We start from the raw sequence: 13,709 nt of genomic DNA on the forward strand, positions 1-13,709 counted from the left end.
GATGGAGTTTTGGGACGTCTATAACGTTGACCGAGAAAAGACAGGGCGGACGTGGCAGCGGGGCAATCGTCTCGAGAATGGCGATTACCATCTTGTCATCCACGTCTGTATCTTTAACAAGGATGGGCAGATGTTGATTCAACAGCGCCAACCGTTCAAAGACGGCTGGTCGAACATGTGGGACATCACGGTCGGCGGCAGTGCCACGGTTGGCGATACGAGTCAACAGGCGGCGATGCGCGAACTCGAAGAAGAGATTGGATTGAAACTCGACTTATCAAACACGCGCCCGCATTTGACGGTCAACTTCGACGAAGGATTTGATGATATCTATCTCGTCGAAACGGAAGTCGATCTCGATAGCTTGACGCTCCAGGAATCAGAAGTCCAGGCGGTGCAGTGGGCGGACGAGACGACCATCCTCGACATGATTCGGTCAGGAGAATTTATTCCGTATCACGAACCGATGATTCCACTTCTGTTCGCGATGCGAGGCCAATGGGGAGGGATCAATCATGTGGCAGCAGTACACGTGGATCAATGAGCCGAGAGCAACAGACGTACAGGAGAGACTCACCTTCCAAACAGAAGCCGACACCGACTTTTGGCGGAACACCCATTATGGGTTCAACCGGATGACGGCGCACGCCTTGGTGAAGGACATATCGGCCAAGCGCTTCACGTGCCAGGCAACGATTGAGATGAAGCCGAGCCATACATACGACCAGGCCGGCATTTTGTTGTATGCGAATGACGACCATTGGCTCAAGACGTCGGTCGAGTATATCCCGGATGGACCGTCACACCTTGGGGCCGTCGTCACGTCCTTTGGTTACTCGGATTGGTCGACGCGGGACTTTTCGAACGAAGAAGTGAACGGACCATTGACGTTCGAGCTCGTCTACACAGACGGTGATGTCGAGGTGTTCTTCGAATATGGGGACGGCAGGCGTGAACAACTAAGAATCGCCCATCTCCATGACGTGTCGACGTTACGCGTCGGACCGTACGCCTGTAGTCCGGATACGGAGGCGCTTGGATTCAAAGTCACGATTTCAGATTGGACAGTTACGGAAGCATCGACTTGATTCATCGTCGATGCTTTTTTATGTCATTTTCATTTCACTTCAAGAAAATGGTTGAATCGAGGCATGGAAAAAATTTATAATAAGATTAACGAAAGCGCTTTCGGAAAGCGTTTTCAATGTGTGCGTCACTTAATAAAGGCAAGGTCGATTGCGTCGTCCCTGCCTTCATTCATGTCAAAGGAGGAAATGTAATGAAGAAATGGGTCGCACTTGCACTCGGGACCGGTCTTGTCTTGTCAGCCGCACAAGGAGCATCTGCCGAAAAACCGGAGAAAAAAGACAACACGAAATGGAAGCTCGTCTGGTCAGATGAGTTCAACAAATCAAAGATTGACCAAACGAAGTGGAATTTCGATACAGGGAACTGGCTGAAAGATCAAGATGGAACTCCGGTCACACCGGGTTGGGGAAACAATGAGAAGCAATTTTATACGGACAAAAACGAAAACGCTTTCGTAAAAGACGGCAAGCTCGTCATCCGCGCGAAAAAAGAACAAGTGACGGACGAACTCGGGACGTATGACTTCACATCGGCGAAGCTGACGACGAAAGGCAAGTTCAGTAAAACATACGGTCGCTATGAGATGCGGGCAAAACTACCGACCGGGAAAGGTTTGTGGCCGGCGTTTTGGATGTTGCCGGAACAAGATCGTTACGGTGCCTGGGCATCGTCTGGCGAAATCGACATCATGGAATCATGGGGCAGCCAGCCTGACAAAGTCGCCGGGACGATTCACTATGGCGAGAACTGGCCGAACAACAAATATACAGGCAAAGACTATCACTTTGAAGAAGGTGACGGCATCAATCAATGGCATACATATGCCGTCGAGTGGGAGCCTGGCGAGTTGCGCTGGTACGTTGATGGAGAGCTCTATCAGACGCAAAACGACTGGTACTCGAAAGGGTTGAACCAGGCGACGAAGTACAGCTACCCAGCGCCGTTTGACCAAAACTTCTACCTCGTGATGAACTTGGCCGTCGGCGGTTGGTTTGACGGGGACGTCGATGCGACGACACCGTTCCCGGCCGAGATGGAAGTCGATTACGTTCGTGTGTTCGATTTACAGAACCGCGACTACCGCAAGGCGGTCGAACCGGTGTACACGGACGAAGAAATCGTATTGCCCGACGGAGCGAAACAACCGTCTGAAGACGGAAACCTCGTCTACGACCAAGATTACACGGAGCCGATCACGACCGTGACGAACGGTTCGCAAGCGCTCGATCCGACGTACTGGAACTATGTGGCCTTGCCAGACTTTGGCGGCGTCGGGACGGTTGATGTCATCGAACAAGCAGGCTCACGCTTTGCCGACATCTCGATCACTCAAGCCGGCAGTCAGCCATATTCGCACCAATTGATTCAAAACGTCTCACTCGGTAAAGGCGGACACTATAAAGTGACGTTCGACGCGAGTGCCGATTCGGCCCGTTCGATCGCCGTGAAAGTCGGCGGCGGACCAGACCGCGGCTACGCGAAATACTCGGATGAAGGTTCATTCGATTTGACGACAGACGTACAGACATATTCGATGACGTTTGATATGACGGAAGACACGGATCTCGCGGCGCGTCTCGAGTTCAACATGGGACTTAGCACGTCAGGCGTTCAAATCGGGAACGTCCGTGTCGAACAAGCCGAACGTGCAGCACTTGACCCGAACGCGACGAAACCAGCGCTCGGCGACGGGAACTTGGTCTACAACGGAACGTTTGACCAAGGCGCGATGGACCGCTTGACATACTGGCAGTTCGACCCGGGCGCAACGAAAGGGACGGCTACAGTTGACGAGAAGTTGCGTCACTTCAAGTTCGTGACGAACCCGAAAAAGGGCGAACCGGCAACGCTCGTCCAAAACGGGATTCAACTGACGGAAGGTCATGACTACGTGTTGCGCTTTAAAGCGAGAGCGGAACGCATCAAAGCACTTCAAGTCGGTTTGAATGGAGCGGACGGCAACGCGTATCTCCCGCTTCAAGACGTCGCGTTGACGCGCGAGTTTGAAACGATCGAGATCCCGTTCACGATGGGACAAGCGACGGACCTGTTGAGCCAGCTCCAGTTCGTACTCGGTTCGGCGAAAGGCTCAATTGAGCTTGACGACGTCAAACTGTTCGATGTGACACCGATCGCGATCGACCCGTCTCCGCTGAAGAACGGATCGTTCACGGACGGGTTGACACATTGGGGCTCTTACGTGCACTTCGATGCGCAAGCCGCGGTTGAAGCGGTGAACGAAGCCGCTCAAATCTCGATCGGGCAAGAAGGACAGGAACCTTGGAGCGTCTTGCTTGAGCAAGGCGGTCTTGAACTGCACCAGGGACAGACGTATGTCGTCCGTTTCGATGCTTCTTCGACAGTCGCACGCAATATGGAAGTGACGGTCGAGAACGCGGCGTATACGCGTTACTTGAGCCAAATCGTTCAAGTCGGACCTGAGACGAAAACGTATGAGTTTGAGCTCACGATGGGACAAACCGATATGACAGGATTGAAATTCTTGCTCGGACGCACGGACGGTTCACCGCTCGGTGCGCACGATGTGACGATTGATAACGTTGAAGTAGAAGTAAAATAATGAAAACGCCTCGACATCATGAACTGCTCCCCGTCAGGTAGACAGGGTAAATAATGAAAACCAGCCTAGGCGGCTTGAGCCCTGTATTCGACAGGGCTCAAGCCGTTTAGTCGTTTCTGGAGACGATCATGGTTGTAGAACGATATGTAGGCCTCGATGGCCGACGTGAGTTCGCTATAGGCCTGGAACTCACGCAGGTAGTACATCTCGACTTTCAGGGTACCCCAAAAACCCTCGATCGGGGCGTTGTCGAGACAACGTCCGACGCGAGACATGCTGTGGGTCAGTTTTGCGTCTTCCACCATGCGTTTGAACCCTCTCGATGTATATTGAAACCCTCGGTCGCTATGGATCATCGGACCCGCTCCTGTACGGAGCCCCGCGATCGCTGGGATCATCGTCTGGAAGACGAGCCCATTGTTGTTGGATTTCCCGATGCGATAGGCGACGATCGAGCCGTCATAGAGGTCGATGATCGCGCTCAGATACGCCCTCCTCCCGGCGCCATATTTGAACTCGGTGACGTCGGTGCACCATTTCTCGTCCGGTCGGGACGCGCTGAATTCTCGGTTCATCAGGTTCTCGGCCACATGCTGCGGTGAAGACTTTTTGTACCGTTTTCGCTTCTGGCGGATGACCGAACGGATCTCGTGGATGCGCATGAGACGATAGACCCGCTTCTCGTTGTATGCCGGCAGGCCATGCTGGCGTCGTCTCCGATTGACCGTCATGGTGATCCGTCGATACCCGTAGGTCCCGTTCACCTGATCGTAGAGGAGACGGATGTCCTCCAGTAGACTCAAGTTCTCTTCCTCGCGTACCGAGACGGTACGTTTTAACCATTTATAATAGGCGGCCCGTGAGACCTGCGCGATCTCGCATAAGAGCACGACCGGGAACGTGTCGCTTATCGACATTTCCTTGATGGCCGTGTAACGCAATTGTAGCCGGATCTGGCTGATCAACCTCTCCTCTCGATCTCCTCTAACTTTTTTAGGAACAGGTTCTCGGCCCGAAGGCGCTCGTTCTCCCGCTCGATCTGTTGGATGCGACGTTCAAGCTTCTCCTCGTTGGTCAGTTCCTCTTCTTGCTTTGTCCGTCCGCGCCGGTCCTCGAGCCCGTGCACGCCGTCGGCGTCATATTTTTCGTCCAGCCATAGACCTGCTGGTACGACACGGCGAATATCTCGGCCGTCCGTTGATAGTTCCGTCCGTTGTCCAGGCAATACCTGACGATCTCCATGCGTTCCTCGAATGTTGTCTTTCTCCCTTTGGCCATAGCTCGATCCATCCCTTTTCTCGAATCTGTTAACTCGCTATGACCAGTATACTTCTTGATCCACCGATATAGAACCGACCAACTACTAATATGATGTTTGGAGAGAACCTCCATTTTGGTGAACCCATCGAGATAGTCACGTACGGCCGCGATCTTCTGTTCCTTGGTGTAATGTTTCCATGTCTTCGACTCCTTCAACGCATCGATCCCACCGGTATCGAATTTCACTTTCCACAACTGAAGGGTATCCATAGAGACGTCATGAGCCTCCTCGATTTCCTTCCAGGTGCATGTTCCTTCTTCCAGCATACGTAGTGCACTCAGTTTTTGTTCAATCGAATGCCGACTTCTCGCCATAAAAAAACACTCCCCAATAGATAAACAGATTTGTTATTTCATCTGTCTACCTATTGGGGAGCATATCATCATCATGTCGGGGCGTTTTCATGTATTAAAAGATGTTCAAGTATGTCGATAGTGATCGATCTTCCCTTTTAGTTCTTGAAAGAATGAAGGGCTGTGATTGTTTTTGAACTGTTCCATTACGAGTGACCAGTCCACATACTTCTCGAACCAAGGGATGGCTTGATTGAGAACCACATCACGTATGTTCATGACTACATCGTCAACATTTGAACCATCGGGCTCAATCCACCAAAGGTCTTTTCGACTTCGCTCAGCTTGATTCTTTAACGTTTGTGTGTAAGCCGATTGGTCCAGTGTACTGTCGAGGGATAGGCGCAAGTAACAATGGTGGACTCTCGGTAGCGATTCTCCTTTTTTTCCTATTTTCACATCAAAGTCGCCAGTATTTAAAAATGGATAGTAAATTCCGCATTCGACAAAGACAGACATTGACGGCCAACCGGTTACATCGGAGAAATATGACCCGACCGCTGTCACATCAATCACCCAAATGTTGTGCTCATTAAATTTCCAATTGTGCCGTGTATTCACCTTTTGAAAACCCTGCTCTCGCAACGCCGGAGACAAGTGTTCACGAATCACTTTATTGATTTCCGCAGAACCGATACGTGGAGTTTCATGAGACATCAGTAGCGCTCCTTTCTTTTGTCATTGTATCTTTTTTCGACTGATCAGCCGGGCCGTGCGCAACAAGGAAGGCAGGAGCGTCCGTCGTTGCCGGAACGCCAAGTAGCGGCCTTCCCACGTCGGTTTGAACTTGTTCTTAAATTGCCTTAACCCACTGAACGGATAAATGTAGCTGATGTTTTCGAAGATGTCCGCCGCGATCCGCTCGGGCCAGTAAGCGAACGTATGCTCACCGACCGATGCGAGTGGGGCGACTCCGAGCCCGACATCGGCATATTCATTCTCCCGCGCCCACTCGATTACGTGAAGAATCAGTACTTCGATTGAGCCGGGCGGGGCGTTACAACACGAGCGCATCAAGTCAATCGATACGGTACCATGCCCGCGCAGCAGCGTGATGAAGGCGACGATTTGCCCATCGACGTCCTTCAGCAGCGCCGTCGGATAATGTGATAGGGACTGCTCGTTGAAAAATCCGAGCGAGAAGCCTTTCTCACTGCGATTGCCGATCCATTCTTCGGAAATATCTTTCAGCGAGGTGATGATCGCCTCGTTCGGTCGCGTGATCACGTCCACGGTAAAGCCTTTTTTTATGAACTGGTTGTTTAGGGAGCGCATGTTCGCGCGCTTTTTACCTGTCAGTGAGAACGTATCGACATTGATCGTCGCCTCTTCGCCAAGCTTGAAAAACGTGAAGCCAGCGTCATGCAGGCGCGGCATCCAGTTCGGTGTGGCTTGATAGAACAACGGGACATAGCCGAGATGGTCGGTCGCCTCAATGAACTGAATCAACAGCTCGGAGGCGGCACTCGTCTCACCTTGTATGTCTCCTAAAACGATTGCGTGATTACCAGATAACGCGAACAGCAGGCAGGCGTTGTCATCAGGGCCATAATAGACGCGCTTGTCATTCATGTAAGCCAAATCAAACGTGTGTGATGTCGCATGCGTCGTCTGGAACCGTTCAAAGCGCACCGGTTCGAACGCCTCACCAAGACGGGGACGTTTCAGACGGTTAAACAAGACAAACAGGACACTCAATAGCAGGCCTGATATCATGACAGCGCTCACGCTTAACAGGGCGGCTTGATCCGGTTCAAAGAAAATCGTGTCGCTTTGACTGAATGACTGGAGCAAAATCGCATGTGTCCCGACATATAGACTGACATACAACACGTTTCGGAAGAAGCGGCTGATGGTCAGGATCGAGCGATACCGCGTGTGCTGGTTTCGGGTCAGCCAAACGAACAAGGCAAATCCGACCACGACCAACGCTTCGAACAAATTGAACCCGCGTGCGAATATACCAAGCGTCGCGAAGAAGAACGACACAGCCGTGATCCACAGCACCCGTTTCGTGCGGATATACATGCCGTAGGTGCTCACTAACGTCAGGAGTCCGGCAACGAACAGACAAAGCGTCCCGACCCATTGCATCCAAGGAGCTGTCACATAAAGCGGGGCCACACTCGGGAGCAGCGTTTGAAACCAGAGGACGAGACTCGTCATCAAAGCGATCAGACTGCCGGCGAGCCGACCGGTCTTGGCGAGTGTCCGCAAAACGGTGCGCCAGACGACCGTCCCGATTTCATACGATGAGCCGATTATCGGTTTGTATTCGATTTGTTTGACGACCTGGTCCCCGAAGGCGATCGCTGCTAAAAACAAACCAACCATGAACGGGACGATGAAGTAGACGAACCGATAGACGATCAAGGATGACAAGACAATCTCTTGATCGATGCCGAGCTGCGTCATCCCGACCAAATACAATAGATCAAACGAGCCGGCTCCGCCTGGGACGAGTGAAACGACCCCGACGATTGTGGCGACGATGAATACGCCCAGCATACTAGCAACCGGGGCGTCCCCGCCGAGGAGATACAAGGCGTACAAGGCGACGAGTCCTGCTGTCACCCATTCCGCGAATGATGTGGCGATGTAGCCGAGTAACGTCGACCAGCTCAAGTTCGATCGTTTGCGGGTCATATAGATGTAAAGTGGCAAGACGGCTAGCGTTGCCAGCAATATGGGCCAAATCCACTGCTTCGTCGATATCAGCGTTGTGGCCGGAAATAGGCCGGAGAGGACCCCGATCGACAGTAGAGACAGTCCGCTGATCAGCGTCGGTGTCATCCAACCGATAGCCCGGAGCAGTCGCAATGTATCCGTGTACGGACGATACAGCGAGGTCCTGAGTGCGATGCCGATGACGCCGCCGAACCCGAGCATGCCGTTCATCGAGTTGGTGATCCAAGCCGCACGAAGCAACTTGTGGAACGGGATATGAACGTTCAATGAGCGGAGTAAAAAGTAGTCGTATCCGGTCATCGTCAGGACAGCGAGCAAGCCAAGAAGGATCAAGCTGGATTGTTCGAATCCTGTCAGTTTTTCTAACGCCGAGAAGGCGGCTGCGAGCGATAAGTTTTGTAGTTCTTGCCCGCTCTGATAAAGAATCAGGCCAATCAATAGGAATGGAACCAACCATTTCAGCTGCTTCCAAGAAAGTCGTTTTTGCATCATGTCTTCTCCTTACGGCTACAAGCTTAGTGTTAGCATTATATGCTGTTTTGCATGTGAGGAATAGTGAATCCTGTAGTGTATACGACCCGAATTCGCACATCGATTCAAAAACATGAATAAGTCGCACATTGAGCCTAGTAAAAAAACATCAAACCCTCTATATTTGGTACACTAAAGGTGTCCTGTCTTGACGTCTTAATCGGCGTAGTGAACTAGGACGATTCCCGTCACCTTAGGAGACAATTTGGAGGATACTATGATTAAATTACTAGCCGACTCAACTTGCGATTTATCAGACGACATTTTAGCAAAATATGATATCGGTGTAGCTCCGCTCATCATCACGATGAACAATAAGTCGTATGAAGACCGCGTCGATATTCAGCCCGATGAGTTTTACGGAATGTTGGAAGCGCTACCGGAATTTCCGACGACGGCGATGCCGAGCCCGGCGACGTTTTTGAAGCTGATGGAAGATGCCGTCACGGCCGGCCATCACGAAATTTTATGTATCTGCATGTCGAGTGGGACGAGTGGTTCGTATCAATCGGCCGTGCTCGGCAAAGAATATTTTGAAGAGGCGCATCCGGATTCGACGGTGAAGATTCATATCGTCGATTCCCGTTCGATGAGCCACGGCAGCGGTTGGTTACTTATGAAGAGCGCACAGATGCGTGAAGCGGGTGCGACGTTCGAGGAACTCGTCGACTTCAATGAGGCGTATAAGATGAAAGTGAAACACTTCTTGTCGGTCGACGACTTGGATCATTTGATCAAGAGTGGCCGTATCTCGAACGCGAGCGCGATCATCGGCAAGCTGTTGATGGTCAAGCCGATCATGAGCATGAAGAACGGGAAAGGTGCCATCGTCGCCAAAGAACGCGGAACTCGGAAAGTGCTCAAGCACTACACGGACGAGTTCATTAAACGCTACGATAAGGACATCACGAACTTTATCATCATCGGTTATACATCGGACCAGAAAATCGCTGAGAACTTGAAAGTGAAAATCCAAGCCGAATCGGACTTCGAAGGTGAGATCTATCTGATGCAGATGGGTGTCTCGGTCGGCACGCACGTCGGCCTAGGTGCGATCTCGATGTTCTTTGTGGAAAAGTGAAACAGTGAAGCCGTCTCGTGATGAGACGGCTTTTTCTGTGGATAACGTTATCCACAGGCAGGATCCGACCAGACGCGTTTGACTGAAAAAAAGTTATCCACAAATTCTAACTGATAGACGTCCGGATTACTAAGATTCCGCCACGTCCCGAAATCAAACCGGTTATCCACATGTTGTAACAGAAGCGCGAGCAGATTGCCGTGCGTCACGAGAATCGTCGAACCGTTTATTTGAGTGACGACGTCCAAAATCCGAGCAGTTGCGTCTAGGCCCGATTCAGCTTCGGGTAACTTGAACGAAGGGTCGTCGAACGAGTGGCGGAGTAGGTCGAACCAATCAGCCCGCGGTTCGAGCGAGAGGATGCGCTCACGAAGCTTCGGTTCCTGTTTGATCGTTAAGTTCCGCTCGTTAGCGACAGGTGTGATTGAAGCGACGGCCCGAGTGTAATCGCTCGAGATGATGCGCTCGATCGGGACGTCTTCGAAAAAATCGCGCAAGGCGATCGCCTGGATTTGACCGGCTTCCGTGAGCGGAGCCTCAGGTTCTTGACCGGTGGCCGAACAGTGACGGACGAGGTAGATGGTTGGCATAATGGATTCTCCTTTGTTATAGGGATGGGTGCTTACTAGACGGTCAAACTTGTTCTCATATCGTTGGCGTCGGTCAGGTAGGCGACTTCTTTGAATTCACATGAGAGCGCATGGTCATAAAATGATTCAATGATTCGTTGATTTTTACAATAGATGTCGACGAACGTGCTGTCGACAATCAATAGGGCAAATTCGCAAGGGCTGTCGAGGAATGCCTCATACGTTTCGACATCCGTCACCGGTCCGGCTGGAAAAGCTTTTAGATTCAAAAAGATGAGATAGTGTTGGTCTTGGCTGATTAAATCGCCAAACGCTTCTCCATCCATCACAGTCGGTTCATGGAATAACAGCTCACTTAACTCGTCATCCCTTACCGTGTAAGATTCTTCACCGCCAATGAACCACCTGTAACGGCTCAATTCGATTGGTTTCAGTATTTCTAATAAATAAGTCCCGTAGTTGTTCGGTATTTTAAAACTGACGCCTCGCCTCATGGTAATTTTCTCCCTTCACGATTAATGAGCCGAATTCTTCTTAAAAGTTTCATCTCTATTTTCACTACTTAACCCTTATCTTTCATCACAAAAGCGTTATAATCAGTATAACGATTACAAAGAAACGATCGGCGAATGGGGATTTACTGAATCGTTTCATACACAAATCCAGGGGAGAAGGATGGGGTTTTAATGAGCAGTGTCCAGAAGAGAACAGACGTCATTTTGATTGGTGCGGGAATTATGAGCGCGACGCTCGGGTCGCTCTTTAAAGAGCTCGTACCGGAGTGGGAAGTCAAAGTGTTCGAGAAGCTCGCAAGCGCAGGGGAAGAAAGCTCGAACGAATGGAATAATGCTGGGACCGGGCATGCCGCCCTCTGCGAGTTGAACTATACGACTGAGAAGCCGGACGGTACGCTCGACATCTCAAAAGCGATTAACGTCAACGAGCAGTTCCAAATCTCGCGCCAGTTTTGGGCGCATTTGGTGAACAAAGGATTGATCCAACAACCGGAAGACTTTATCCGCTCGATCCCACATATGAGCATGGTCCAAGGGGAGAAAGATATCCGCTTCTTGAAAAAACGTTTGGAAGCGCTAACAAATAATCCGTTGTTCGATGGTATGGTCTTATCGGACGATCCGGAGCAGTTGCGCGAATGGATGCCGATCGTCATGGAAGGTCGCACGATCGATGAGCCGATTGCCGCGACGAAAATTGACTCAGGGACGGACGTCAACTTTGGCGCGCTGACGCGGGTGCTGTTTGACCATTTGACGAATCATGATGTCGAGGTCAACTACAAGCATAGCGTCGAGGACGTGACACGGTTGTCAGACGGGCTATGGGAAGTGAAAGTGAAGGACATCGAGGCGAATACGATCGAGACGCATACGGCGCCGTTCCTCTTTATCGGCGGCGGTGGCGGCAGCTTGCCGCTGTTGCAAAAGACGGGTATCCCGGAGTCGAAGCATATCGGCGGATTCCCGGTGAGCGGGTTGTTCCTCGTCTGTAAAAACCGTGACGTCATCGAGCAGCACCACGCCAAAGTATACGGTAAGGCGAAAGTCGGCGCGCCGCCGATGTCGGTGCCGCATCTTGATACACGTTACATCGATGGACAGAAAGAGCTCTTGTTCGGACCGTTCGCCGGCTTTACGCCGAAGTTCTTGAAGACAGGCTCGAACCTCGACCTCATCCAATCGGTCAAACCGTACAACGTCGTGACGATGCTTGCGGCCGGGGCGAAAGAGATGCCGCTCACGAAATATTTGATCGAGCAAGTGCTCTTGTCGCACGACAAGCGGATGGACGAGCTCCGTGAGTTCATCCCGACCGCGAAAAACGAGGATTGGGAAATCGTCGTCGCCGGTCAGCGGGTGCAAGTCATCAAAGACACGCCAGCAGGCAAAGGCACGCTCCAATTCGGGACAGAAGTCGTCAGTGCGGAAGACGGTTCGGTCGCGGCTCTCCTCGGTGCGTCACCCGGTGCGTCGACAGCGGTCCACGTCATGTTGAAAGTGCTCGAGCAGTGCTTCCCTGAGCAGTTGCCGGAATGGGAGCCGAAGATCAAGGCGATGGTGCCATCGTACGGCGTCTCTCTCTCAGACCATCCTGAGCTGTTCAAGACGATCCACGAATCGACGGCAATGGCGCTCGGCTTGAAAGAAAAGGGTGTCGTGCACAATTGAATCGGTTGAAGCGAGAATGCGAAAATATTCTCGCTTTTTCTTTTAAATTTTGACATAAAAAAAAGACCGCTTCATATAGAAGGGTCCAATCAAGTGGCGGCAACAGGTTCAGCGCTCAAATAAGCGGCAATCTGTTGATCGATGACTTCTTCCGACAAATGAAGCGCGAGTGAAAGTTCTTTCACAAGAATCGTTTTAGCATTTTCTAAAATCTTACGATCCTGTTCATATAACTTTTTGTTCAACGAGACTGCTTCGGTTTGTCTCCGAGCAAGCGTGTTGATGACTTGAGCGATATCGTGACGGTTGCCCGAATGAACGACATGCAAGAATTCGCGGTTCCGGTTATTCGGATGGGGATTCCATTCGACACCAGGAGAGCGGAACGATTCGAGGATCTCTTTTGCTTCTTTAGCTTCCAAGAGTGTCAACATCATGACTTTGTCACTATCGACCGGAATACTGATCTGTAGCTTCTGCGCGTTGTTGATTGGATGGAGCGTATAGTACGACTTCGTCTCACCTGCGACCGTCATATCGGAAATTTCGTCAATGCGACAAACTCCGTGGGTCGAATAGATGATTAAATCATCAATTTTGAACAAATCGATCACCTCTTCCTAATATCCATTATAGAGGTAATTGATGTAAATTGTCAACCCGGTTGACATTGAAGGCCGCACAGACGGAAAAAACCCCTTCTTATTATGAGAAGAGATCACAGTTTCCAGTCGGTTTGGAGCAACGTCTGCAACTGATTAAACGCATCGTCGCCGAGTGTCGTGGCAATTTTTTGTTCGAGATCGGCTTTTAGCGCCTCGTTTTGTTCATAACAGCGGATACCGAGGTCGGTCAGCTGAATGCATTTGTCTTTTCGGCTCGTCGGGTGGTCGGTCACCGTGACAAGCTCTTTTGTCTTCAAGTTCTTGATCAGTTTATGGATCGCCTGGCGTGACACATGGACGTTCCGTGTCACTTCGGAGATGGTCGGATTCTTTCGGTAGATGCGGGCGAGGATGTACCATTCCGAGTTGGAGATGTAAATATCATGTTGTTCGTTCCATGCCCGTTCGCTAATGCGCCGGATTTGATCGTGGCGCTCACCGAGCAAATCCAAAAGGTGCGTTGGCGTAAGTTGTTCGTATGGAGTCAAATTGGTCACTCCTATTCTGTTTTGTCGTTCCTAACTATACAAAAGCGGATAGGGCGCGTCAATGCGCTAGTATCTCAATTTCAACTGAACAGATGATCATGTCATACGATGACCCGGTTTAGACGCCAGTAAAAAA

General features: G+C 51.0%; 11 protein-coding genes and 1 pseudogene. 5 read left to right on the plus strand and 7 right to left on the minus strand.

Annotation, left to right across the window (positions count from 1 at the left end):
• Position 1 precedes the first annotated feature (1 nt).
• From A6395_RS08765 to A6395_RS08775, 3 genes are all read left to right on the plus strand, one after another.
• Complete coding sequence (locus tag A6395_RS08765; RefSeq protein WP_071398707.1) at positions 2 to 544, plus strand: NUDIX hydrolase; 543 nt, start codon at positions 2 to 4, stop codon at positions 542 to 544.
• Entirely contained in the window at positions 516 to 1,088 is a 573-nt protein-coding gene (locus tag A6395_RS08770) for a DUF1349 domain-containing protein (protein WP_071398708.1), read from the plus strand. The genes A6395_RS08765 and A6395_RS08770 overlap by 29 nt, the downstream gene beginning before the upstream one ends.
• A 191-nt stretch (positions 1,089 to 1,279) precedes the next feature.
• Positions 1,280 to 3,670: a carbohydrate binding domain-containing protein gene (locus tag A6395_RS08775; protein WP_071398709.1), complete on the plus strand. Its 2,391-nt coding sequence runs from the start codon at positions 1,280 to 1,282 to the stop codon at positions 3,668 to 3,670.
• 65 nt (positions 3,671 to 3,735) lie between these two features.
• Here the strand turns inward: A6395_RS08775 and A6395_RS15755 are convergent.
• The 3 genes and pseudogenes from A6395_RS15755 to mprF form a co-directional block, all read right to left on the minus strand.
• A pseudogene (locus tag A6395_RS15755) lies at positions 3,736 to 5,305 on the minus strand (IS3 family transposase).
• Between the two features lie 105 nt (positions 5,306 to 5,410).
• The gene (locus A6395_RS08790) at positions 5,411 to 6,001 is read right to left on the minus strand and encodes a DUF4304 domain-containing protein (protein ID WP_071398710.1); all 591 of its coding nucleotides are present in this window, start codon (positions 5,999 to 6,001) and stop codon (positions 5,411 to 5,413) included.
• Positions 6,002 to 6,022: 21 nt separating this feature from the next.
• Positions 6,023 to 8,521 carry a bifunctional lysylphosphatidylglycerol flippase/synthetase MprF gene (gene mprF, locus A6395_RS08795; RefSeq protein WP_252100530.1) on the minus strand — a complete coding sequence of 833 codons (2,499 nt, stop codon included), beginning with the start codon at positions 8,519 to 8,521 and terminating at the stop codon, positions 6,023 to 6,025.
• 259 nt (positions 8,522 to 8,780) lie between these two features.
• Between mprF and A6395_RS08800 the strand changes: the two genes are divergently transcribed.
• A complete protein-coding gene (locus tag A6395_RS08800; protein ID WP_071398712.1) occupies positions 8,781 to 9,644 on the plus strand; it encodes a DegV family protein in 864 nt (287 codons plus the stop codon).
• 47 nt (positions 9,645 to 9,691) lie between these two features.
• On the opposite strand, the gene A6395_RS08805 is transcribed toward A6395_RS08800, so the two are convergent.
• Both A6395_RS08805 and A6395_RS08810 read right to left on the minus strand, forming a co-directional pair.
• A complete protein-coding gene (locus A6395_RS08805; RefSeq protein WP_071398713.1) occupies positions 9,692 to 10,234 on the minus strand; it encodes a histidine phosphatase family protein in 543 nt (180 codons plus the stop codon).
• A gap of 35 nt (positions 10,235 to 10,269) precedes the next feature.
• On the minus strand, positions 10,270 to 10,728 hold the full coding sequence (locus A6395_RS08810; RefSeq protein ID WP_071398714.1) for a DUF2691 family protein: 459 nt from the start codon (positions 10,726 to 10,728) through the stop codon (positions 10,270 to 10,272).
• Positions 10,729 to 10,920: 192 nt separating this feature from the next.
• Here A6395_RS08810 and mqo point away from each other — a divergent pair, with 192 nt between their 5' ends.
• The gene (gene mqo, locus A6395_RS08815) at positions 10,921 to 12,420 is read left to right on the plus strand and encodes a malate dehydrogenase (quinone) (RefSeq protein WP_071398715.1); all 1,500 of its coding nucleotides are present in this window, start codon (positions 10,921 to 10,923) and stop codon (positions 12,418 to 12,420) included.
• 89 nt (positions 12,421 to 12,509) lie between these two features.
• On the opposite strand, the gene A6395_RS08820 is transcribed toward mqo, so the two are convergent.
• Both A6395_RS08820 and A6395_RS08825 read right to left on the minus strand, forming a co-directional pair.
• Positions 12,510 to 13,034, minus strand: coding sequence for a CarD family transcriptional regulator (locus tag A6395_RS08820; protein WP_016510581.1), 525 nt, complete (start codon positions 13,032 to 13,034; stop codon positions 12,510 to 12,512).
• Positions 13,035 to 13,138: 104 nt separating this feature from the next.
• Entirely contained in the window at positions 13,139 to 13,573 is a 435-nt protein-coding gene (locus A6395_RS08825) for a MarR family winged helix-turn-helix transcriptional regulator (RefSeq protein ID WP_070328004.1), read from the minus strand.
• Between the last annotated feature and the right edge of the window lie 136 nt (positions 13,574 to 13,709).

Origin of the sequence: Exiguobacterium sp. SH31 (assembly GCF_001816105.1) — a bacterium.
In the GTDB taxonomy this organism is placed as follows: Bacteria; Bacillota; Bacilli; order Exiguobacteriales; family Exiguobacteriaceae; genus Exiguobacterium; species Exiguobacterium aurantiacum_A.

Coding starts and splice junctions, on each gene's coding strand:
- A6395_RS08765 (WP_071398707.1), top strand. CDS start 2: ATGGAGTTTTGGGACGTCTATAACGTTGACCGAGAAAAGACAGGGCGG.
- A6395_RS08770 (WP_071398708.1), top strand. CDS start 516: ATGTGGCAGCAGTACACGTGGATCAATGAGCCGAGAGCAACAGACGTA.
- A6395_RS08775 (WP_071398709.1), top strand. CDS start 1,280: ATGAAGAAATGGGTCGCACTTGCACTCGGGACCGGTCTTGTCTTGTCA.
- A6395_RS08790 (WP_071398710.1), bottom strand. CDS start 6,001: ATGTCTCATGAAACTCCACGTATCGGTTCTGCGGAAATCAATAAAGTG.
- mprF (WP_252100530.1), bottom strand. CDS start 8,521: ATGCAAAAACGACTTTCTTGGAAGCAGCTGAAATGGTTGGTTCCATTC.
- A6395_RS08800 (WP_071398712.1), top strand. CDS start 8,781: ATGATTAAATTACTAGCCGACTCAACTTGCGATTTATCAGACGACATT.
- A6395_RS08805 (WP_071398713.1), bottom strand. CDS start 10,234: ATGCCAACCATCTACCTCGTCCGTCACTGTTCGGCCACCGGTCAAGAA.
- A6395_RS08810 (WP_071398714.1), bottom strand. CDS start 10,728: ATGAGGCGAGGCGTCAGTTTTAAAATACCGAACAACTACGGGACTTAT.
- mqo (WP_071398715.1), top strand. CDS start 10,921: ATGAGCAGTGTCCAGAAGAGAACAGACGTCATTTTGATTGGTGCGGGA.